Here is a 22,938-nt window from a genome sequence, read left to right on the forward strand (position 1 = left end):
CTAATGAAGCAAATTTTTATAGAAAGAAGAGAAAAAATTTTAAGAGTAGCAGTAAAAAATAATAATAAATTAGAGGAATGTTTTATTGAAGAAGAAAATAATGAACCAAAGAGCGGTGAAATATATAAAGGTATTGTCAAAAATATAGTTCCTGCAATAAAATGTGCTTTTATAGATATTGGGTATAGTAAAAACTGCTATATGTACTTAGATAGAAAGTTTAATAACATACATATTAAAAAAAATGATGAAATATTAGTTGAAGTTTTAAAAGAAGCAATAGATGAAAAAGGGCCCAAAGTGACAAATGCTATTACTATACCTGGCAGATACGTAGTTTTAGAAACTTTAAATAACGGTTTAAGTTTTTCCAAAAAGATAGAAAATAATATTTTTAAGAAGTATATAAAAGAACATGTGATGAAACCGAAAGATATAGGGATTATGATTAGAACTAATGGTGAAAAAGTATCTGTAGATATAATTAATGAAGAAATTGAAAGATTATATCAGATTTATTGTAATATAGTCAATGATTGCAGGTATTCAATTAAGCCGAAATTCTTATACGATGGTAATGGAATAGTGAATAAAATTCTTAGGGATATAGTTGATAGTGACACTGAATTAATAGTAGTAGATAGAGAAAAAGATTATAATTATATTAAGGAATTTTTACAGTTTAGTCCGGATATAAACTGTAAGCTGAAAATACATACTGAAAACAAAACAATATTTAATTATTATGGCATAGAAAGAGAAATATTAGAACTAAGAAATAAAAGAATTAGTTTAAAAAGTGGGGGTAATATTGTTATTGATAAAACAGAAGGAATGTATGTCATAGATGTAAATTCTGCTAAAGATGTGAAAAGTGTATCTATAAAAGATACTGCTTTAAATACAAATATTGAAGCAGCCTATGAAATAGTAAGACAGATAAAACTAAGAAACTTAGGTGGGATTATTATTATAGATTTTATTGATATTGATAATAAAGTGGATAAAGATAATATTCTTAATATATTAAATCAATGCATGAAATTAGAGAAAAATAAAACTGTAATTTATCCATTTACAGAGCTGAATCTAGTACAAATAGCCAGGAAAAGAACCGGTAAATCAATAACAGAATATATAGAGGAAAAATGTAATATTTGTAATGGAAGAGGAAAGAGAATATCATACTTTTATTTAACGCATTTAATAAACAATGAAATTACAGGATTGTGCAAAGAGTTAAATGTAGAAAATATATATATTGAGATTTCAAATATTTATAAAGAAGATATTATGTGTGACGTAAATAGTTTTGCTAATAAAATTGGCAGCAATAATAGATCAATATATGTAAAATTTAGCGAAAACTTAGAACTTTTCAGAGTAGAAGCTCTAGTTTTTTCAAATCATATAGAAAAAATGCAAAAATACAAGATATATGGTTAATTATTCTTTACAAAGGTTGTTACTTGTGTTACAATGGCTTTTGTAGACCGCACACATAGGGTTTCAAATCACTATTGGTGTACCCGAGATGGCGAGACTGGATAGAGGAGGTGTATTTTTAATGTACGCAATAATAGCTACTGGAGGAAAACAATACCAAGTTAAAGAAGGAGACGTTATATACGTTGAAAAATTAGATGGTGAAGTTGATTCAACTATTGAACTAGGCAATGTACTAGCTGTTTCAAAGGAAGACGGCTTAGTAGTTGGAAAGCCTGTAGTAGAGGGAGCTAGTGTTGTTGCAAAAGTATTAGCTCAAGGAAAAGCTAAGAAAATTATAGTTTTCAAGTATAAGAGAAAGAAAGACTATAGAAGAAAGCAAGGACATAGACAACCATTCACTAAGCTTTCAATTGAAAAAATAAACGCATAATATTATGATTAATGCAGTATTTAAAAAAAATAATGGAAATATAGTGTCTGTAAATTTAAATGGCCATGCGGAATCAACAGACGAAGGATATGATTTGGTGTGCAGTGCAGTTTCAGCAGTATCATTAACTATAGCTAATGGTATTACGGAAGTTGTTAAAGTTAAACCTAACTTATCTCTTGAGGATGGATTTTTAAGTATGGATTTCAGGAGTTTGCCTGAAGAAGATGTTTTAAATTGTCAGATACTGCTTAAAACGTTGTTTATTGGACTTCAAAGCATTGAAGTCAGTTACGGTGATTATATAAGTATTAAAGTAGAGGAGGTGTAACATTATGCTAGTTATGAACCTTCAGTTATTTGCTCATAAAAAAGGAGTAGGTAGCTCAAGAAACGGTAGAGACAGTGAAGCAAAAAGACTTGGTGTAAAATGTGCTGATGGGCAATTTGTGCTTGCTGGAAATATATTGGTAAGACAAAGAGGTACAAAGCTTCACCCAGGAACAAATGTTGGTAGAGGTAGCGATGATACTCTATACGCTAAAGCAGACGGTATTGTAAGATATGAAAAGTTTGGTAAGGATAAGAAGAGAGCAAGCGTTTACCCAGTTGACGTAGAAGTTCAAATAGCTGAGTAATATTTAAAGCACCCAAAAGGGTGCTTTTTACAATTTTAAAAACTATTTAAAATATACACTATAATCTATGTATATAATAAACTACCTAAGAAAAAACATTATTGATGATTTCAATAAAAAAAATAATTTTGTTAATAATATGATTATATAACTGATAAAAATTAATTTATAAGTTTTTTATATAGATATCCAATTTAAATATGAACCTAATAGTCTAGTAAAATAATAATTCTTTCCTTAAAATTTAAAAACACATTAGCTGCTAAAATTATTATTTTACTAGATTAAATTTGATTTTGTAATTGGATAAATATACATATGTTCTCTATAAAATAAAGAGGTGATATATAGATGTTTATAGATAGAGCTAAAATATACGTAAAGTCAGGTGATGGAGGGGATGGTTCAATTTCTTTCAGAAGAGAGAAATATGTACCTCTTGGAGGTCCTGATGGTGGAGATGGTGGAAAAGGTGGAGATGTAATACTGGTTGCAGATTCTAATATGACAACTCTTTTAGATTTTACGTATAAAAGAAAATATATAGCTGAAAGAGGTGTTAATGGTTCTGGTTCTAATTGTTTTGGAAAAAATGGAGAAAATCTTTATATAAAGGTGCCAATGGGTACTATTGTAAGAGATGTTGAGAGCAATAAAATTATGGCAGATTTGTCCCATGCTGGTGATACTATAGTTGTAGCTAAAGGAGGAAGGGGAGGAAAAGGAAATGCTCGTTTTGCAACTTCTACAAGGCAAGCACCAAATTTTGCTGAGCCAGGAATGCCAGGTGAAGAAAGAAATATAGAATTAGAGCTTAAACTTTTAGCGGATGTAGGACTTATTGGATTTCCTAATGTAGGAAAATCAACTCTTCTTTCAGTGGTTTCAAAGGCAAAGCCTAAGATTGCCAATTATCATTTTACAACTTTAAAGCCAAATTTAGGTGTTGTTGATGTCCAAGGGGTTCAAAGCTTTGTTATAGCAGATATTCCAGGAATAATTGAAGGAGCTGCAGAAGGGGTAGGATTAGGATTAGATTTTCTAAGGCATATTGAAAGAACAAGACTTTTAATACATGTAGTAGATATTTCTGGGATTGAAGGAAGAGATCCTATAGAAGATTTTTTAAAAATTAATGAGGAACTTAGAAAATATAGTGTAAAATTATGGGATAGGACTCAAATTATTGCTGCAAATAAAAGCGATATGCTGTACGATGAAAATGTTTTTGAGAACTTTAAGAAAAAAGTTAACGAACTTGGATATGATAAGGTGTTCAAAATATCAGGTGCAACAAAGCAAGGTGTGGAAGAACTTTTAAAAGAAACAGCAAGAATATTATCAACTATTCCAATAAAGGATTTAGAAATAAGTGAAGAAGAAAGGTTTGTACCTGAAGATAAAAGATTTACTTATAAAATTAGGGTAGAAGATGGAGTATATATAGTAGAAGGAAGTTTTGTTGACAGACTGCTTGCTAGTGTGAATGTTAATGAACCAGATTCTTTGAAGTATTTTCATAAAGTATTGAGAAACAAGGGTGTACTTAATGAATTAATGGAAATGGGTATTCAAGATGGAGATATAGTACGATTGAATGACTTTGAATTTGAATTCTTATTATAGTTGAGTAAAGTTGGAGGAGTAAATAAAATGATGACAAGTAAGCAGAGAAGTTACTTAAGGTCTCTTGCAAATAATTTAGAGCCTATTTTTCAAATAGGCAAGAGCGGCTTAGAAGAAGGGTTTTTGAAACAAATTGATGAAGCTTTAGAGGCAAGAGAGCTAATAAAAATTAAGGTGTTAAATAATAGCGGATTAGAAGCTAGAGAAGCTTCGGATTATATTTGTGAAAAACTAAATTGTGAAGGCGTTCAAGCTATAGGAAGTAAATTAGTGATATATAGAAAGTCTGAGAAAAAGCCTAAAATTGAACTTCCAGAATAGAATAAATTAAAGCATAGCATGTATTAAATAATACATGCTATGTTTATAAAGTGAGGAGTAGTTATGGTGAAAAAAGGAATTTTTGGAGGAACTTTTGATCCAATACATAATGGGCATCTTTATATAGCTCATGAAGCAGTAGAGAGATTAAACCTGGATTTCTTAATTTTCATGCCTTCTGGAAACCCGCCTCATAAAACAGGCAGAAAGAAAACTGATGCATCTATAAGATATGAATTAGTAAATATGGCAATAAAAGAAGAAAAAAGATTTATTCTAAGCAATTTTGAAATTAGAAATAAAGGATTAAGCTATACATATAAAACATTGGAATACTTTAATACAATAGAACCAGATACGGAGTGGTACTTTGTAACAGGAGCAGACTGCTTAATAGAACTTGAGTCATGGAAAAGCGTTGATAGGATACTGAATTTATGTAAGCTAGCTGTTTTTAGTAGACCAGGGTATAATAAAGAAGAAATATTAATTCATAAGGAAATAGCACAAAAAAAGTATAATAAAGAAATTATTTTTTTAGATATTAATCCTTTAAATATTTCCTCAACGGATATTAAAAAGATGATTAGAGAAGGTAAAGATGTTAGTTTGTTTTTACCGAAAAATGTATATAATATTGTATTAGAGCTTGGATTATATAAGGAGTAGAGAAATTATGTGTAATGAAGAAGAAATAATAAAATATCTTCATAAAATTTTAAATAAGCAAAGATTTGAACACAGTTTAAGGGTAATGGATACGGCTGTATCCTTAGCAAAACATTATAAAATAGATGAAACAAAAGCCAGGTTAGCAGGATTAGTGCACGATTGTGCTAAGAATTTAAAAGATGATGAAATTTTACATATTATAAAAAAGAATAGTCAATCTATAGAGGAATGTTATAAGATGAATCCTTCTATAATGCATGGACTAGCAGGGGCTATTATGGCCAGAGATAACTTTAAAGTTACAGATGAGGATATATTAAATGCTGTAGCCTATCATACAACTGGAAGAGAGAATATGAGTATGCTTGAAAAAATAATATATATAGCAGATTATATTGAACCAATGAGAAATTTTCCTGGAGTACAGGAGCTAAGGGAAAATGCATATAATGATTTGGATAGAGCTCTTCTTTTATCGTTTAATAACACAATTAATTATGTAATTTCCAAGGGAGAAATTTTACACTTAGATACTATTAAGGCCAGAAATTATATACTAATGAAAGAATGCAGGTGAGCTAATGAACAATAAATTATTATATAAAGTAGCAGAAAAAGAACAGGATATGAAGCTTAGGGAGTACTTAAAGAAAGTAGCTAAGCTGTCTACTAGACTTATAAAGAGTGCGGCAATGCAAGGAAGAATTGAAGTAAATAATAAGAAGGCAAAACTTAACCATATATTAAAAGAAAATGATATTATAACATTTGATGTTATTAAAGAAGAAACACAAAATATAGAGCCGGAGAAAATGAATTTGGAGGTGATTTATGAAGACACAGATATAATAGTAGTTAATAAACCTCCTAAAATGGTAGTACATCCAACTAAAAGTTATCCTAAAGGCACCTTAGCTAATGGATTATTATATTATTTTAGAGAAAAAGGAGAAAACTGTATAGTTAGATTAGTAAGTCGTCTTGATATGGATACCTCAGGACTAATAATTATTGCTAAAAATCAATTTTCTCATATGGCGTTGGCTCGTGATATGCAGAGTCAGGTTTTTGAGAAAAGTTATTTAGCAGTAGTGCATGGTAAATTTAATGAAGCTGAGGGTACTATAGATCTTCCAATTTATAGGCCTACTGATGACAGTATAAAAAGAATAATAGATGAAAGAGGTCAAAAAAGTATTACGCATTACAAAATACTAGAAGAGTTCAAAGGTGGAAGTTTAGTAAAGTTAACTTTAGAAACTGGAAGAACTCATCAGATTAGAGTGCATCTAAGTTATATCGGTCATCCTATATATGGAGATATTCTATATGGAATAGAAGAAGATTTAATTAAGAGGCAAGCACTTCATGCATATAGACTTGTGTTTCCACATCCAAGAACTAGTAAGCTGATAACATTAGAAATTGGACTACCTGAGGATATAAAGAACTTAATAAAAGAAATAAGTAGGTAACAATATACCTACTTATTTATAAAATAATCTTCCATTTCTTTTTTTTCTTATCTTAATTATAACAGTTGCTGTTATTAGTGCAACAGCTATACTTATAGCAGATAAAATATAAGGATTGATTTTTAAGTTTTTTCCTGTTTCGGTAATAGCTGGGTTAAATAAAAAATTTGATTCATAATCTATTCCACTTGTCAGCTTTAAATTTGGCAACTGCTTGTCTTTTAAAGTTATAGAAGCCTCCATTATTTGTTCTTCTTTTTTAAAAGTTTTTGTTTTTAAGCTTGATTCTATTAGTTTATATTTAGGTATATCTTCCGATTCTTTTTCCTTGACATAGTAATAATCTTCAGCTGCATTTAAGGGTATTTGAATATCTCCTAGTGAGTAAGTGGCAACATTATCTCCTTGTTTGTATAAACGTATAAGCTCATAGTTATTGAATCCATAATTAAATAATTTTTTTGCATCCTCATAGAAGGTTTTGTTAGAATCGTGAACAAGAGCGACTATGAGTCTCTGACCATTTTTTATAGCACTTGCTACGTAAGAATGCTTAGATTGAACTGTATAACCTGTCTTCCCAGCCTCTGCCCCATCATAGTAATAGAGTGAATATTTATTAATTAATTTATTTTCATTTGCTAAATATATTCCTTCAGGATGTTTATTAGTTGGAGGAATTTTGTAAGAAAAAGTAGAAGCAATTTCTCTGAATTCTGGATGTTTTACAGCTTCTTTCATAATAAGAGCTAAATCTTTTGCAGAGATTTTATGATTTTCATCATAAAGTCCACTGGGATTTATAAAATTTGTATTTTCGCATCCTAATTCTTTAGCTCTTTCAGTCATAAGTTTAGCAAAGTTTTCAATAGAACCTCCTATATGCTCGGCTAAAGCTTCGGCACAATCATTTCCAGATAAAAGAAGTAGTCCATATAGTAAGTTTTTAACTGTAATTTCTTCATCTTGAAATAGACCGATTTTACTTCCATCAACAAAAGGAGTTTTCTGACTAACTTTAACAACATCATTTAAATTTGTATTTTCTATAGTTAATAGAGCTGTCATAATTTTGGTAGTTGATGCAGGAGGATATGCGGTATTCATGTTTTTAGAGTATAGAATAGTGCCAGTAGTTGCATCAATGAGTACTACACTATCAGCTGAAACTACTGGTGGAGCATCCTTTGCCATAGCTATATTTATATTAGAAAACAATAGTATAAAAATTAATAAAAAAATAGAGAAATTTTTCATAACTGCCTCCTAATGCGTAATTAATTAAATTATAGCAAAAAGTGTTTAAACAGGCGACAAAAATTTTAATAAAATGTCAATAATTTAATTGTAAGAAATTATGTTGTATATCTATTTGGAGGTATATTATGAAGGCAAAACAAAAAATCATAGGCTCAATAGTAATATTAATAATACTTGCAATATTTTTAGTAGTAGGTTATATAGTAAATAGACCTAAAAGTTATAAATTTAATGAAGATGATATATTTGTAGAAAGTACTTTTAGTGAGGAAAGGCAAAATAATGAAATTAAAACTATAACAGTATATATTAAAGGCGAAGTAAAAAAACCGGGTGTATATCGATTAAAAGCTGGGAGTATTGTAGATGATCTAGTAAGGTTAGCTGGTGGCTTAACAGAAAATGCTAATCCTGACAGTAAGCTTAATTTAGCAAAAAAGCTTAAGGATGAGGATTATATATATGTAGACAAAAAGATAGAATTAGAACCTAGTAAAGCTAATAGTACTATAATTGTACAAGAACAAGAGAAAAGCAGCAAGGTAAATATTAATAGTGCAACTTTAAAGGAATTAGATGAAATACCAGGTATTGGACCTGTTACAGCACAGAAAATAATAGATTATAGAGAAAAAAATGGATATTTTACATCTATTGAGGATTTGAAAAAAGTTGGAGGAATAGGGGAAAAGACACTTGATAAGTTTAGGGACATGGTAGACATTAGATAATTAATAATATACAATAATTCTGTAATAAATAATAAATTTTCCTAAGAGGGAGGTAATGATATGGTTAAGAGATTAACTGAAATGTCAAGAACCTCAGGATGAGCAGCAAAAATAGGGCCGGAGACCCTTTCAAAAATTTTATATAAATTACCTAAAATGAGTGATAAAAATCTAATAGTTGGAGTAGAAACTTCAGATGATGCGGCTGTATATAAGTTAAGCAATGATAGCGCTATAATACAAACCTTAGATTTTTTTACTCCTGTAGTAGATGATCCATACATATTTGGGCAGATTGCTGCAGCTAACTCTTTAAGCGATGTATATGCCATGGGGGGTAAGCCTATAGTAGCTATGAATATTGTTTGTTTCCCTATGTGTTTATCTTTAGAGGTCCTTGCAGAAATATTAAGAGGCGGGGCTGATAAAGTATTAGAAGCAGGTGCTGTTGTAGTTGGGGGACATACAGTGGATGATAATGAACCTAAATATGGATTGTCTGTAACAGGGATTGTTCATCCGAATAAAGTTCTTAAAAATTTTGGTTCTAAACCTGATGAGGTTGTTATACTAACTAAACCATTAGGAACAGGAATTATTAACACAGCTATTAAAGGGGGAGTATCATCGACAAGAGCTTACGAAAAAGCTGTAAAAGTAATGGTAACTTTAAATAAATATGCTGCAGAGATAATAGCAGATTATGATATAAGTGCTTGTACAGATATAACTGGTTTTGGATTTTTAGGACACAGCTATGAGATGGCAAGTGCTTCAAATGTAACTTTAAAGTTTTACAAGGATAAGATACCATATATAAATGAAGCAAAAGAATATGCACTAATGGGACTTATTCCTGCTGGAACATACAATAATAAAGCATATTTAGAAGGAAAGTACCATTTTCAAAATGTACCTCAGTGGCTTGAGGACTTACTTTTTGATCCTCAAACTTCTGGAGGACTATTATTTACTTGCAGCAGAGAAGATAGTGAAGATATAATGAAGAAACTCAATAATTTAGAAATAAAATCGGAAATAGTTGGTGAGGTACTGCCTCTGCAGGATAAATATGTAATAGTAAAGTAGCATTAACCTTAACTTTATGGAAAGGGGAAAATATATAATTAATGAATAATAAGGAGTTACTTAGGAAACTGCCGAAAATAGATGAGCTTTTGAAGGAAGAAATAGTACTTGCAGAACTTAATCACACTTTAAGACCAATTGTAGTTGAAGCATTGAGAGAGTCTATAAATAAGTTTAGAAATGATATAATAAGTGAGGTTATTTCTGATTTCAGCAATAAGGATATATTAAGACATTTTCTATACTTAATACAAAAGAAAAACTCTTCGAAATTTAAAAAGGTAATAAATGCTACAGGAGTGATTATACATACTAATTTAGGCAGATCCTTGCTTTCACAAAAAGCGGTAGAAAGTGTTAAAGTTTCAGCAGAAAACTATAATAATCTGGAATACAATCTTGAAACTGGCGAAAGAGGTTCCAGGTATAGTCATATAGAAGAATTAGTAAGAAAGGTAACAGGAGCTGAGGCTGCCATGGTAGTTAATAATAATGCAGCTGCGGTTATGCTTGTATTAAATACTCTATGCAGAAATAAGGAAGCTATTGTATCTAGAGGTCAGCTTGTAGAAATTGGGGGTTCTTTTAGAATACCGGATGTTATGAATTTTAGTGGTGCAAAGCTTGTTGAAGTTGGGACAACTAATAGAACACATTTATATGACTATGAAAACAATATAAATGAAAATACAGGGGCATTATTAAAAGTGCATACTTCTAATTTTAAAATTATAGGATTTACTGAAGAAGTAAATCTGGAGGAGCTTGTACAACTAGGTAAAAAATATAATATACCCGTAATTGAAGATATAGGAAGCGGTGTATTAGTAGATTTTTCTAAATATGGGCTTTCTTATGAGCCAACTGTTCAAGATAGTATTAAAAAAGGAGTAGACATAGTTACCTTTAGTGGTGATAAGATGCTAGGAGGACCGCAGGCTGGAGTTATAGCAGGAAAAAAAGTCTACATAGATAAAATAAAAAAGAATCAGCTTACTAGGGCTTTAAGAATAGATAAGATGACATTAGCTGCCTTGGAAGCAACTTTCAAGTATTATTTGGATGAAGAAGAGGCTGTAAAAAATATACCAACTTTATATATGATGCTAAGTTCCAAGGAAGAGCATAAGAAAAGAGCCCAGAATCTAAGAGATAAGCTGCAAAAGGTAGCAAAAGATTTAGAAATAAAAATCAGTTTAGATTATTCTATGGTAGGCGGAGGCTCTATGCCTGCAGAGAAAATAGAGACTTACGTATTAAAGCTTAAGAGCAGCAGAATAAGTACAAAAGATTTAGAAGAAAAGCTTAGGAAAAATTTTATTCCTATTATAACAAGAATATATAATGATGAAGTTTATTTAGATTTAAGAACTATATTGGATAAAGATTTTCACATTATTGTAGAAGCTTTTAATAATATTTTTTTACTGGAGATGTAATAAATGAAGCATATAATAATTGGCACTGCAGGACATATAGATCATGGAAAGACTACTTTAATTAAAGCTCTAACTGGACGAGAAACTGATACATTGAAAGAAGAAAAAGAGAGAGGAATATCTATTAATTTGGGCTTTACATTTTTTGATTTACCTTCTGGGAAAAGAGCTGGAATAATTGATGTACCTGGACACGAAAAATTTATAAAAAATGCATTAGCGGGAGTAAGTAGCATAGATTTAGTTTTGTTAGTTATTGCAGCTGATGAGGGAATAATGCCGCAAACAAAGGAACATTTTGAAATACTGCAGCTTTTGAATGTAAAGAAAGGTATTATAGTTCTTACTAAAGCTGATTTAGTGGAGAATGAATGGTTATCTATGGTTAAAGAAGAAATAAAGGATTATTTTAAGGGAACTTTTCTTGAAAATGCCTCTATACATTCAGTTTCCTCTAAGACTGGAAGTGGGCTAAAAGGGTTAATTGAAGATATTGATAAACTTACAGAGGAAGTAGAGGTAAAAGATACGGAAGGACACTTTAGGCTAACCGTAGATAGAGTGTTTTCTGTTAGTGGTTTTGGTACAGTAGTTACTGGTACAATAATAAGCGGAAGAATATATGAAGGCGAAACTGTGCAGATTTATCCATCTAATATTATTTCGAAGGTTAGAGGGATACAGGTTCATGAAGATTCTGTTAAATTTGCAGAAGCTGGACAAAGATGTGCAATAAATCTATCTAATATTAAGGTAGAAGAAATAAAAAGAGGGGATGTTATTGCAAAACAAAACACAATGGTGTCTTCTCTTATGGTAGATTGTTCACTACATTATTTAAAGTCATGTAAAAAGCCATTAAAAAACAGACAGAGAGTTAAACTGTATCATGGAACAAGTGAAATTTTGTGCAGAGTTATTCTGCTTGATAGAGATGAGCTGGTACCAGGTAATACTGCTTATGTACAGCTAAGGCTTGAAGAATTTATTACAGCTCAAAGGAATGATAGATTTGTTATCAGAAATTATTCTCCTATGTACACTATGGGTGGAGGAACAATAATTGAGCCTTCACCTAGAAAGGCAAAGAGTTTTGATTATGTTTACTTAGAAGAGTTGAAAATTAAGGAAAGCGGCAGTGCTGAAAGTATACTAGAAAGAACTGTTGAGAAGTTAAGCAGTGAATTTCCAGATGAAAGCTTTATATTAAAAGCTTTAGGGAAAAATGAAGAAAATTTAAAAGAAAAATTAGATTCTCTTGCAGCAGATAAAAGAATTATACGATTTAAAGCTTTAGATAAAGAAGTATATATTCATAAAAATTTTTTAAAAAATAAGATTCAAGACATTGAGAAATTTCTAGAAAAATTTCATAGAGAAAATCCTCTTAAGATAGGAGTTTCTAAAGAAGAATTTAAAAATAAAATTTTTGGTAAAAATATAAAACAAAAAGTTTATGATGAATTTTTAGAACTTCTAATTTATAGAAACATAGTAGATTTGCATGGGAATTATGTTTCTCGATATGGCTTTGAAATTAAATATACAAAAGATCAAATAAGAATAAAAAACAAAATAATAGATGAATATATAAAAAGAAAATATTTACCTCCTAAATATGAAGAACTATGTGAAAGTGAAAGAGATAAAAAAATCTTTAAGATGGTATACGATTCTTTATTTGATAGTGGAGAGTTATTCAAAGTATCAGAGGATGTTGTAGTGCTTAATATTTATTATGAAGAAGCAAAGAAAAAAGTTATAAATTATATTAATAAATATGGAAGAATTTCTGCAGCAGAGGCAAGAGATATGCTAAACACAAGCAGAAAATACGCTGTTGCGTTGCTGGTACATTTCGATAATATAAAACTTACAAAAAGAGTAGAAGATTCTAGAGTATTATATAAGAAATAATATAATTAACTATTGACATTGTTTGTATTTTTGTATAAAATTGTTTAACATAGAACTAAGGGGGTAGATAGGTGCTGGTGTGCCTGCCGATCTTCAAAATCGAGTTGTGGCGCTAATAACGTCATGGGTGGGTTCGATTCCCACATGCTCCCGCCAATATGTTAAATCATCTATAGTTTAAAATAGAGCACTAGTTTAGTTATTAAGCTTTAAAATTTCTTTTTAATTTACCTCTTGTCTTATATTATTTCATTTATTGTTTCCCAAAACGTCTATAAATTTTTTCGATTTTTATTGTTTTCATAACATTTACTTTTTTGAAGTCACCTGCGTGCATTTTAATATTTATATGCAAAAAATATTTTTCAAAAGCTTATAAATTTTATAAATATACTCTGAAGTATGAGTATCTGATATTATCATATTTTTTATTTAAATTTATATCACCTCTATGTATAAATTTAATTTTAATATATTCATATTTATATATAAAAAATCCTTTTGATTAAACTGCACTCTTCTGGATAAAATAAATATGGAGGTGGTTATTTTATGATAGAAAATATTGTAGAAACGGATATAATTGGAAGTAATACTGTATTTTTAAATATACCTGAAGAGGATTATTTTCTAAGCTATCAATATGTAACAAAAGATGCTGCAGAAGAAATAACAAAAAACTATTTTCTTATGAGAGGGAGAGAAGGAATACCAGAGGTAAAAGATATTGAGTTTAATGAACCTTTACACAGTGTTAGAATTACGTTGGAGGTAAAAGAGCAGGAGGGAAGCTATAAACAAGGGTATGCTGTTCCTACCTACTTAGATATAACAAGAAATAATGAAGCTGACTAAACCACTTGTTTTTTATGCAGTTGCAATATTTATTGGAACTATGTCTTATATAGTAAGTAAAGATTATAAGATTTTAGGTGCAGCTTTAGCTGCATCTTTTTTAATTATAGTTTTCTTTACTATAGAAAAGAAATTTTTTATAGTAATAATATGCTTTTTTGCAATGGGAATAATTAGCTGCTTTATGTATTTTAATTATTATTCTTTTGGGAAATTTGAAACTATAAGATTGATAAATAATAAAGAATTTTATTCCATTGGCACAATTGATGGTAAGCTTATTAAGCTTAAAGGAAACTTGGAAAATCTTAAGGAAGGAGATAGAATTTTTGCATACGGAAATTTCTATAACAAAAAAGACTATTATAAAGGAATTATTGGGGAATTTTACATACAAGAATTTAAATTATATAAAAGTGATGTAATATCAAAGCTTTATGAATTAAAGAGAAAGGCTTATGAAGAATTTTACAAATATTTAGGAGAAGAGAAAGCTGCTATTATTATGTCTCTTTGTTTTGGAGAAACAGATTACCTTTCTATAGAACAAAAATATGATTTTCAAAAACTTGGAGTTGTGCATGCTATAAGCGTATCAGGCTTTCATATGGCTATAATATATAAAATTCTAGAAGGGGTTTTAGGAATAATTCCTTCAATAATTATATCATTTTTATATATGGTTTTTACAGGAGCTCAACCAGCTACCATGAGGGCTTTTATTATGATTTTAGTACTTAAACTATCTAAAAAGCTGTTTAAAAGCTATGATGCAGTTTCAGCTTTGAGCTTATCGGCCATTTTAATTTTAACTTTAAAACCATATTATGTATTTGACTTAGGCTTTATGCTTTCTTATTTATCAACTTTAGGAATAATTCTATTTTATAAAAAAATAAGAAAGGGATTATATAAGCTGCCTAAAAGTATTAATGAAAGCTTAAGTTTAACTTTAAGTGCCCAAGTGTATTCTATGCCATTTGCAGCATTAACTATGGAGAATTTAAGCTTTGGATTTATCCCAGGAAATCTGGTGCTGATTCCTATTTATACTGTTATGGTAGTAGCAGGAAATTTAGCGCTGATTTTTATAAAACTAAAGTTTCTTTTTGAACTTATATGCAAGCTACTTTATTTAGTTTTAATAATTCTTGATGGAGCTGATTATTTGCTTCTTAAAATCACTCCTCCTATAAGTTATATGTCTTATTTAGACAGTATGGTATTGTTAGGTATAATAATTTCATTTATACTTGTAAAAAAAGGATTTGATAAATTTAAATTTGTTCCGCTTTATATGATTTTTTTTATAGTAATTCAGTATTATAGCTTTTTTCCAAAAATAGAGTTTATAAGTGCGGGAAATGCATCTGGAGTTATTGTAAATTATAAATGGCATAAAATTTTCATATATGATGGAAGTAGTGATACATCAAAAGCTTTAGAAACTATTAAGAAAAGATTTCATATTACTAGAGTAGTTTGCAGTACAGAAGATAAAGCTGTGATGAGATTAAATAGATACTGCAGTATAAGGTTTAGTAAATTTCTAGTTAATAAAGCTAATTCTATTAACATAGAAGTTGATTCTTATAATGCAAAAACAATTATAACATCAAACAGTGCACAATTTAAGGATGTAGATTTAACAAACTATGATATAATAGTATTGCCTGAAAGAAAGTATTATTATGCTACAGGGAACAATATGCAAAAATTTTATGTAAAAGGTTTTAAAATTATTTATAGAAAAGTGTATCCTATATACAGCATAAATAACTGAAAGGGGTAAAGGATTTGCTGGACTATTTAGAATTAGAAGATAAGATTAAAAAAAATAAATTTGATAATTGCTATATTTTCTGTGGAATTGATGAAGCTCTTATGAAAGGAAGTATAAAATCAATAGTAGATAAAAATCTTGAAAAAACATTCAAAGATTTAAACTATATACAATTTGACGGTTTAAATGTAGACATGGAAAATGTAATAAATACTTGTGAAACCATACCATTTATGAGTGATAAGAAAGTAGTGGTTGTATATAGGTCAACTTTTTTAGGTGAAGGTGAGGACAAGGAGTTTAATAAAAGATTTGAAAAGCTTACTAGATATTTAGATAATCCTGCAAGTCACTGTATTCTAATATTGTATCATGTTTTTGAAAATGATAGAGAAAAGCCTAGCGATAAAATAAAAAAGTTAGAAAAAAAATCAGTTGTAGTTAAATTTGAAAAGCTTAAAGGAGCAGCACTTGAGAGAAAGGTAAAAATTTTGTTTGAAGCAAAAGGGAAAAATATTGGCAAGATTGAGCTAAGATTTTTTTGTGATGGACTTGAGAATAACATGAACATAATACAAAATGAAATAGAGAAATTATGTTCATATACTTGTGAAAGAGAAATAACAAAGGAAGATATATTAAGGCTTCTTCCGCCTAAAGCTGATAATGATATTTTTAATTTGGTTGATAATGTTTCGCAAAAAAAAGTTGAAAAGGCTTTAGAAATATTAAATGAACTTATTTTTAAAGGGGAAAAAATACCATATATACTATATATGATTGAGAGGCAGTTTAATATTTTGCTTCAAATCAAATTTGGTTTGGAAGAAGGAAAGGATAAGAATGCTTTATCTAAGGAACTGCATCTGAACCCTTTTATATGTGATAAAATGATAGTGCAAAGCAGAAAATTTTCTACGAAAGGTTTGAAAAATGCCATTGATTTATGTTTAAAGGCAGAAGAGGTACTGAAAAGCTCCTCTATAAATGGAAAAACAGAAATGGAGCTTTTAATTTTAAACACAATAACTGCATAAAAATAAATAACCGGTATAAAACCGGTTTATTTATTATGCAGTTAGTGCATTTAATTTTGCAGCAAGTCTTGATTTTTTTCTTGAAGCCATATTTTTGTGTATTACACCTTTAGAAGCAGCCATATCTAGCGCTTTAGAAGCATTTACTAATGCAACTTTAGCTTCTTCAACATTTCCACCTGCTACAGCAGCTTCAAATTTCTTTATTACAGTTTTAAGTGATGACTTCACCATTTTGTTTCTAAGTGTTTTAACCTGTGTAACTCTTATTCTTTTTACAGCTGACTTTATGTTTGCCATTGTTATTCACCCCCTTATATTTTAATAGGGTCTCGGCAGTTTGGGGAAATCTGCGTACGAGTATCTCTTGTTTAACAAAGGTTATTATAGCATTTATTTTATTGTACTTCAAGTAGAAATTACAAAAATAGTATTTATTAGTCCATTATTTTGTTAAATATATATTGGGGTTCTTTTGTATAGTATATGCATTAATGGAAAAAATAAATTTAAAATATGTGTAAAGGGGTGAAAAGTACTCTAATATTAAGTTTAGAGTATAGATTTGATGAAAAATATTAGAACTGATTTAGCTATAGAAGCAAAAGAAATATATCAAAAAGAGAATAATGGTCAATATCCTGGAGTTGAAGTAGAAGAACAGGAAGAGGGAGATATAAAAGTTACTACAGTTAGAATAGTAGATGAAATAGGAGAAAGAGCAATGGGAAAACCCATTGGCAATTATGTAACCATTGATATACCTCAGGTTACTCATTACGATAGTGATATTATGGATGAAGTAAGTGAAGTATTAGCTAAGGCGCTTATTCCAATGATAAAATTAGATAAGAGCATGACAGCTTTAGTAGTTGGACTTGGTAATTCAAACATTACTCCAGATGCATTAGGTCCAAAGGTAATCTCTCGACTTATGGTAACGAGGCACTTAAAAGAACTTGTCCCCGATAGTATAGATGAGGACATAAGGCCAGTATGTGCTCTAACTCCTGGAGTACTTGGTACAACAGGGATAGAGACTGGTGAAATAATAAGGGCTGTAGTTGATAAAATTAAACCAAATATAATTATATGCATAGATGCTCTTGCTTCTCGAAAGATGGAGAGAGTAAATAGAACAGTACAAATAGGGGATACAGGAATATCTCCAGGATCTGGAGTAGGGAATAAAAGGATGGAGATAAGTAAGCGTACTTTAGGTATTCCTGTTATAGCTATTGGAGTTCCTACAGTTGTTGATGCAGCAACAATGGCAAATGATACTATTGATTTAGCAATTGATGAAATGATAAAGCAGGCAAAGTCTGGAGGAGAATTCTATAATATGCTTAAATCCATAGATAAAAATGAAAAACAGAGAATGATTGAAGAGATTTTAAATCCTTATGTAGGTAGCTTAATGGTAACACCAAAAGAGGTAGATTTAGTAATTGATTCTCTTTCCAAAGTCATAGCTAATGGCATTAATATTGCTCTTCAACCAGCTTTAGGTTTAGAAGATATAAATAGATATATAAATTAAAATTATTTAAACATATAATGATGAATATGGAAAAAATTGAATAAAAACATATAAAAAAGTGCATCCTTATATTTAGGGGAGGTGCTTTTTATGTTAAAAAAAATAAAATATATTATGATTTTTGTTCTTATATTTGGAATATTAGTGTATGGCTTCATAAAGGTAAGTAGCGAATTGCCTATGTTTATTAAAGATAGATCATCTCTTAAAGTTACTTATGAAAAAAATCCATTTAATTTAGAATTTGATATAGGAGATTACATTATTTATATAAATGATAAGTCTATATGTAATATTAAAGATACGGCAGTTCATTTATTTAATAATTTAAAAGAAAATATTTCTATTGATAAAGCAGAATAATACGAAATTATAATAAACTTCAATTGTAGTTATAGTATTAGTTGACAGGTTCTTGGAGTATTGTGGTATAATTTATTTTGATTTATTACGTAATGGGGGTAAAAGTGATGGCTACAGATAGACAAAAATATATAAGAAATTTTTCAATAATTGCACATATAGATCATGGAAAATCTACACTTGCAGATAGATTAATAGAAAGAACAGGAACTTTAACCCAAAGAGAAATGGAAGAACAAGTGCTTGATAATATGGAACTTGAGAGAGAAAGAGGCATAACAATAAAAGCACAGGCAGCAAGGCTTGTTTATAAAAGAGAAAATGGAGAAGAGTATATACTGAATTTAATAGATACTCCTGGCCATGTGGATTTTAATTATGAAGTATCAAGAAGCTTAGCAGCCTGTGAGGGTGCCATATTAGTAGTAGATGCTACTCAAGGTATACAGGCTCAAACTTTAGCCAATTGTTATTTAGCTCTAGATCATAATTTAGAAATTGTGCCTGTAATAAATAAAATTGACCTTGCAAGTGCAAGACCTGATGAAGTAAAACAGGAAATAGAAGAAGTTATAGGTATAGAAGCAGAAGATGCTCCTCTTGTTTCTGCGAAATCTGGGTTAAATATTGAGCAGGTTTTGGAAGCTGTAGTTGAAAAGATACCTTGTCCTAAAGGAGATGAAGATGCTCCATTAAAAGCTCTTATTTTTGATTCTTATTATGACAGCTATAAAGGAGTGGTTTGTTATTTAAGAATTAAAGAGGGTAAGGTAAAAGCTGGTACAAAAATTAAGCTTATGGCCACAGATAAGGTTTATGAGGTTACTGAAGTGGGAATATTTGCACCGCAGATGGTACCAATTGAAGAGCTTCGTGCAGGAGATGTAGGGTATTTGACTGCATCAATAAAGAATGTAAGGGATGCCAGAGTAGGAGATACAATTACTGAAGCAGATAGACCAGCAAAGGAACAATTAGAAGGATACAGGCCTGCTGTACCTATGGTTTTCAGCGGTATTTATCCTGTGGATGGTGCTGACTATGAAGAGCTTAAAGAAGCATTAGAAAAGCTTCAATTAAATGATGCAGCTCTTAATTTTGAACCAGAAACGTCTATAGCATTAGGTTTCGGATTTAGGTGTGGATTCCTAGGGCTTTTACACATGGAAGTTATACAGGAAAGAATTGAGAGAGAATTTAATATTGATATTATAACTACAGCTCCTTCTGTTATATATAGGGTAATAAATACAGATGGAAGTACAATGGAACTTACTAATCCTACTAATATGCCAGAACCATCAAAGATAGCTTCAATGCAGGAACCTATAGTTAAAGCTTCTATAATAACACCAACAGAGTATGTTGGGGCTGTTATGGAATTATGTCAAAATAGAAGAGGAACATTTAAAGATATGCAGTATCTTGAAGCTACAAGAGCAGTATTAAATTACGATATTCCATTAAATGAAATAATATATGACTTTTTTGATGCTTTAAAATCTCGAACTAGAGGGTATGCTTCACTTGATTATGAACTTAAAGGATATGCACAAAGTAAGCTTGTAAAATTGGATATACTTTTAAATGGCGATATTGTAGATGCTCTCTCAATGATAGTTCCTGATGAAAGAGCATACTCAAGAGGGAGAGCAATGACTGAAAAGCTTAAGGAGATTATACCAAGACAGCAGTTTGAAATACCAATTCAGGCTGCAGTAGGGGGCAAGGTAATTGCTAGAGAAACTGTTAAAGCATTAAGAAAAGATGTTTTGGCTAAGTGTTATGGAGGAGATATAACAAGAAAGAAAAAGCTCCTTGAAAAGCAAAAGGAAGGTAAAAAGAGAATGAGGCAAATCGGTACAGTTGAAGTTCCGCAAGAAGCTTTTATGTCAGTATTAAAAGTAGATTAATAGGAGTAAATTTATATGAATAAGGGATTAGCACTATATATACATGTTCCTTTCTGTAAGCAAAAGTGTCTATACTGTGATTTTCCATCCTTTTCAGGAAAAGAAAGTCTTATGCTTGATTATGTAAAAGCTTTATGTAAAGAAATCGATAATTCAAATTATGATAAAATAAATACAATCTTTATAGGTGGGGGTACTCCCACCTATTTATGTTTAGAATGCCTAGAGTATTTAAAAAATTCTATTGATAAGTTATGCAAGGCTGATGATTTGGAATTTACTATAGAAGGTAATCCAGACAGCCTTAATAAGGAGAAGTTAAAGTTTTTTAAAAGCATGGGTGTAAACAGATTAAGCATAGGGCTCCAGGCTTGGCAGGATAGATTACTGAAAAATTTAGGAAGAGTGCATACTTTAGAGCAGTTCAGAGAAAGTTATTTAAGCGCAAGAGATATAGGTTTCAACAATATAAATATAGATCTTATGTTTGGACTTCCAGGACAAAGTATAGAAGATTGGAAGGAATCACTTATTAATGTATCAAATTTAAAGCCAGAGCATATTTCTTGCTACAGTCTTATTGTGGAGGATGGAACACCTTTTTGTAATCTAGATAAATTAGGCAAATTAAATCTTCCAGAGGAAGAGGATGAAAGAAAGATGTACCAATTTGCAGTAGATTTTTTGAAAAGTATTGGTTACGAACAATATGAAATATCAAACTTTTCAAAGCCAGAATTCCAGTGCAGGCATAATTTAACTTATTGGAATTTAAATTATTATATAGGATGCGGTATGGGAGCACATTCTTATGTTAATGGTATTAGGTATAGAAATTATGAAGATATAGAAAAATATATATGTATGATAAATGATAATAAAAGTCCGGTAGCAGAAGAACATATTAACTCTTTAAAAGATGATATGGAAGAATTTATGTTTATGGGACTTAGAAAGATAGAAGGAATATCTATAGAGGAATTCAATAAAAGATTTAATAAAGATATTAATAAGGTATATGGAATTGTTATAGAAAAATTTTTAAAAAATAAACTATTGAAAAGTGATGGAAAGTATATATATTTATCTCCAAGAGGAATAGAGCTATCAAATAGAGTTATGTGTGAATTTATATTGTAATTAGGAGAAAAGAGAAGAAAATAAGAGAAACTTAAGGTAAAAAAAACTTTTGGCCTAATATTACTTGATTATGCGGATAATAATAAATTGACAAAATAATAGGAGAGTGATATTTTTTAATCATAGTGATTAGCACTCACTAGCGAAGAGTGCTAATAAAAATAATAAAAGCAGAATTAACAATGTTGGGAGGATAATATGGAAATGGATGAAAGAAAAATTAAAATACTTCAGGCAATAATTAATGATTATATTAACACCGCAGAGCCTGTAGGGTCCAGAACCATAGCAAAAAAGTACAATTTAGGAGTTAGTTCTGCAACTATTAGAAATGAAATGGCTGATTTAGAAGAGATGGGATATCTTGAACATCTGCATACATCATCAGGCAGGAAACCTTCAGATAAAGGGTATAGATTATATGTAGATAAGCTTATGCAAGTGCCGACATTATCTTTAGAGGAAGAACTTTTGATTAAAAGCCAAATATTAAATGCAGCTCTTTATGAAATTGATAAAGTTATTAAGCAAGCTACACAACTGTTATCTGAGCTTACAAAGTTAACTTGCATAGTGAAGGCTCCTTCTGCAAAAAAGAGTTTTATAAAGTCAATACAGCTTATAAACGTAGATAGTACTAGCATTCTTGCTGTAATTATTACTGATACTAATCTAATAAAAAATACTATAATTAGAGTTAGAAAGCCAGTGAGTACTGATATACTGCTTAAGCTTAATAATCTTTTAAATGCTAAACTTAAAAATTTAACTATAGAACAAATAAATCTTTCAGTAATTAACAGTATAAAGAATGATTTGATAAATCATGAAGAAATATTTGATGCTATTATTCCAGCTCTTTATGATAGTTTAAATTCAGCAGAAACTTCCGAAGTGTATTTAGAGGGTACAACAAATATATTTAATTATCCAGAATATAACGATATAGAAAAAGCTAGAGAGTTTCTATATTTATTAAATAATAAAGAAAATTTACAAAGGTTATTAAATACCAATAATAGTATTTCTATAAGCATAGGTGAAGAAAATTATTTAGAAGGTGCAAAAGATTGTAGTGTAGTTTCAGGAGTATATAGTTTGGGTGGCAGACCCTTAGGAGCTATAGGAGTTATAGGACCTACAAGAATACCTTATTCCAAAATAGTTTCCCTTCTAACAAAGATTATGAAGGAAATAAATGATACTTTAAATCAGACTTATCTAGAAAATAAATAAGTTATAATTTATTTTACAAGA

The 22,938-nt window shown here is 29.9% G+C and carries 23 protein-coding genes and 1 tRNA gene; 22 read left to right on the plus strand and 2 right to left on the minus strand.

Translation table 11 applies throughout. From position 1 onward, the window contains the following. The first annotated feature begins 3 nt into the window (after positions 1 to 3). The 9 genes from M2651_RS04985 (at position 4) to M2651_RS05025 (ending at position 6,611) form a co-directional block, all read left to right on the plus strand. A complete protein-coding gene (locus M2651_RS04985; RefSeq protein ID WP_252131244.1) occupies positions 4 to 1,446 on the plus strand; it encodes an Rne/Rng family ribonuclease in 1,443 nt (480 codons plus the stop codon). 121 nt (positions 1,447 to 1,567) lie between these two features. Next, positions 1,568 to 1,879, plus strand: a complete 312-nt coding sequence (gene rplU / locus M2651_RS04990) for a 50S ribosomal protein L21 (RefSeq protein ID WP_252131245.1) — start codon at positions 1,568 to 1,570, stop codon at positions 1,877 to 1,879. Positions 1,880 to 1,883: 4 nt separating this feature from the next. Beyond that, positions 1,884 to 2,210, plus strand: a complete 327-nt coding sequence (locus M2651_RS04995; protein WP_252131246.1) for a ribosomal-processing cysteine protease Prp — start codon at positions 1,884 to 1,886, stop codon at positions 2,208 to 2,210. 4 nt (positions 2,211 to 2,214) lie between these two features. Then, positions 2,215 to 2,517 carry a 50S ribosomal protein L27 gene (rpmA, locus tag M2651_RS05000; protein WP_252131247.1) on the plus strand — a complete coding sequence of 101 codons (303 nt, stop codon included), beginning with the start codon at positions 2,215 to 2,217 and terminating at the stop codon, positions 2,515 to 2,517. A gap of 351 nt (positions 2,518 to 2,868) precedes the next feature. Then, a complete protein-coding gene (gene obgE, locus M2651_RS05005) occupies positions 2,869 to 4,143 on the plus strand; it encodes a GTPase ObgE (protein ID WP_252131248.1) in 1,275 nt (424 codons plus the stop codon). Between the two features lie 27 nt (positions 4,144 to 4,170). After that, a complete protein-coding gene (gene yhbY / locus M2651_RS05010; RefSeq protein ID WP_252131249.1) occupies positions 4,171 to 4,464 on the plus strand; it encodes a ribosome assembly RNA-binding protein YhbY in 294 nt (97 codons plus the stop codon). A gap of 63 nt (positions 4,465 to 4,527) precedes the next feature. Next, positions 4,528 to 5,133, plus strand: a complete 606-nt coding sequence (nadD, locus tag M2651_RS05015) for a nicotinate-nucleotide adenylyltransferase (RefSeq protein ID WP_252131250.1) — start codon at positions 4,528 to 4,530, stop codon at positions 5,131 to 5,133. A 7-nt stretch (positions 5,134 to 5,140) separates the two neighbouring features. Further along, positions 5,141 to 5,713: a bis(5'-nucleosyl)-tetraphosphatase (symmetrical) YqeK gene (yqeK, locus tag M2651_RS05020; protein WP_252131251.1), complete on the plus strand. Its 573-nt coding sequence runs from the start codon at positions 5,141 to 5,143 to the stop codon at positions 5,711 to 5,713. Positions 5,714 to 5,717: 4 nt separating this feature from the next. Further along, the gene (locus tag M2651_RS05025; RefSeq protein WP_252131252.1) at positions 5,718 to 6,611 is read left to right on the plus strand and encodes an RluA family pseudouridine synthase; all 894 of its coding nucleotides are present in this window, start codon (positions 5,718 to 5,720) and stop codon (positions 6,609 to 6,611) included. Positions 6,612 to 6,623: 12 nt separating this feature from the next. Here M2651_RS05025 and M2651_RS05030 read toward each other — a convergent pair whose 3' ends face one another. Further along, a complete protein-coding gene (locus tag M2651_RS05030; RefSeq protein WP_252131253.1) occupies positions 6,624 to 7,868 on the minus strand; it encodes a D-alanyl-D-alanine carboxypeptidase family protein in 1,245 nt (414 codons plus the stop codon). A gap of 128 nt (positions 7,869 to 7,996) precedes the next feature. Here M2651_RS05030 and M2651_RS05035 point away from each other — a divergent pair, with 128 nt between their 5' ends. From M2651_RS05035 to holA, 8 genes are all read left to right on the plus strand, one after another. Then, positions 7,997 to 8,602: a helix-hairpin-helix domain-containing protein gene (locus M2651_RS05035; protein ID WP_252131254.1), complete on the plus strand. Its 606-nt coding sequence runs from the start codon at positions 7,997 to 7,999 to the stop codon at positions 8,600 to 8,602. Between the two features lie 60 nt (positions 8,603 to 8,662). Next, entirely contained in the window at positions 8,663 to 9,691 is a 1,029-nt protein-coding gene (gene selD / locus M2651_RS05040) for a selenide, water dikinase SelD (protein WP_252131255.1), read from the plus strand. 41 nt (positions 9,692 to 9,732) lie between these two features. Beyond that, positions 9,733 to 11,130 carry an L-seryl-tRNA(Sec) selenium transferase gene (gene selA, locus M2651_RS05045; RefSeq protein WP_252131256.1) on the plus strand — a complete coding sequence of 466 codons (1,398 nt, stop codon included), beginning with the start codon at positions 9,733 to 9,735 and terminating at the stop codon, positions 11,128 to 11,130. A gap of 3 nt (positions 11,131 to 11,133) precedes the next feature. After that, entirely contained in the window at positions 11,134 to 13,047 is a 1,914-nt protein-coding gene (gene selB, locus M2651_RS05050) for a selenocysteine-specific translation elongation factor (RefSeq protein ID WP_252131257.1), read from the plus strand. Between the two features lie 59 nt (positions 13,048 to 13,106). Further along, positions 13,107 to 13,203: transfer RNA gene (locus M2651_RS05055), tRNA-Sec, on the plus strand. Positions 13,204 to 13,599: 396 nt separating this feature from the next. Further along, on the plus strand, positions 13,600 to 13,902 hold the full coding sequence (locus M2651_RS05060; protein ID WP_252131258.1) for a hypothetical protein: 303 nt from the start codon (positions 13,600 to 13,602) through the stop codon (positions 13,900 to 13,902). Then, positions 13,889 to 15,685, plus strand: a complete 1,797-nt coding sequence (locus M2651_RS05065) for a ComEC/Rec2 family competence protein (RefSeq protein WP_252131259.1) — start codon at positions 13,889 to 13,891, stop codon at positions 15,683 to 15,685. The genes M2651_RS05060 and M2651_RS05065 overlap by 14 nt, the downstream gene beginning before the upstream one ends. A gap of 14 nt (positions 15,686 to 15,699) precedes the next feature. Then, positions 15,700 to 16,722, plus strand: coding sequence for a DNA polymerase III subunit delta (gene holA, locus M2651_RS05070; protein WP_252131260.1), 1,023 nt, complete (start codon positions 15,700 to 15,702; stop codon positions 16,720 to 16,722). A gap of 33 nt (positions 16,723 to 16,755) precedes the next feature. Here holA and rpsT read toward each other — a convergent pair whose 3' ends face one another. Then, positions 16,756 to 17,022, minus strand: coding sequence for a 30S ribosomal protein S20 (gene rpsT / locus M2651_RS05075; protein WP_252131261.1), 267 nt, complete (start codon positions 17,020 to 17,022; stop codon positions 16,756 to 16,758). A 268-nt stretch (positions 17,023 to 17,290) separates the two neighbouring features. Here rpsT and gpr point away from each other — a divergent pair, with 268 nt between their 5' ends. From gpr to hrcA, 5 genes are all read left to right on the plus strand, one after another. Beyond that, complete coding sequence (gene gpr, locus M2651_RS05080; RefSeq protein ID WP_252131262.1) at positions 17,291 to 18,265, plus strand: GPR endopeptidase; 975 nt, start codon at positions 17,291 to 17,293, stop codon at positions 18,263 to 18,265. A gap of 90 nt (positions 18,266 to 18,355) precedes the next feature. Next, positions 18,356 to 18,628, plus strand: a complete 273-nt coding sequence (locus M2651_RS05085) for a hypothetical protein (protein ID WP_252131263.1) — start codon at positions 18,356 to 18,358, stop codon at positions 18,626 to 18,628. Positions 18,629 to 18,735: 107 nt separating this feature from the next. After that, complete coding sequence (lepA, locus tag M2651_RS05090) at positions 18,736 to 20,541, plus strand: translation elongation factor 4 (protein ID WP_252131264.1); 1,806 nt, start codon at positions 18,736 to 18,738, stop codon at positions 20,539 to 20,541. 15 nt (positions 20,542 to 20,556) lie between these two features. After that, positions 20,557 to 21,681, plus strand: a complete 1,125-nt coding sequence (hemW, locus tag M2651_RS05095) for a radical SAM family heme chaperone HemW (protein ID WP_252131265.1) — start codon at positions 20,557 to 20,559, stop codon at positions 21,679 to 21,681. Between the two features lie 198 nt (positions 21,682 to 21,879). Continuing rightward, complete coding sequence (gene hrcA, locus M2651_RS05100; RefSeq protein WP_252131266.1) at positions 21,880 to 22,917, plus strand: heat-inducible transcriptional repressor HrcA; 1,038 nt, start codon at positions 21,880 to 21,882, stop codon at positions 22,915 to 22,917. Positions 22,918 to 22,938: the final 21 nt, after the last annotated feature.

Origin of the sequence: Clostridium caldaquaticum (assembly GCF_023806125.1) — a bacterium.
In the GTDB taxonomy this organism is placed as follows: Bacteria; Bacillota; Clostridia; order Clostridiales; family Clostridiaceae; genus Clostridium_AT; species Clostridium_AT caldaquaticum.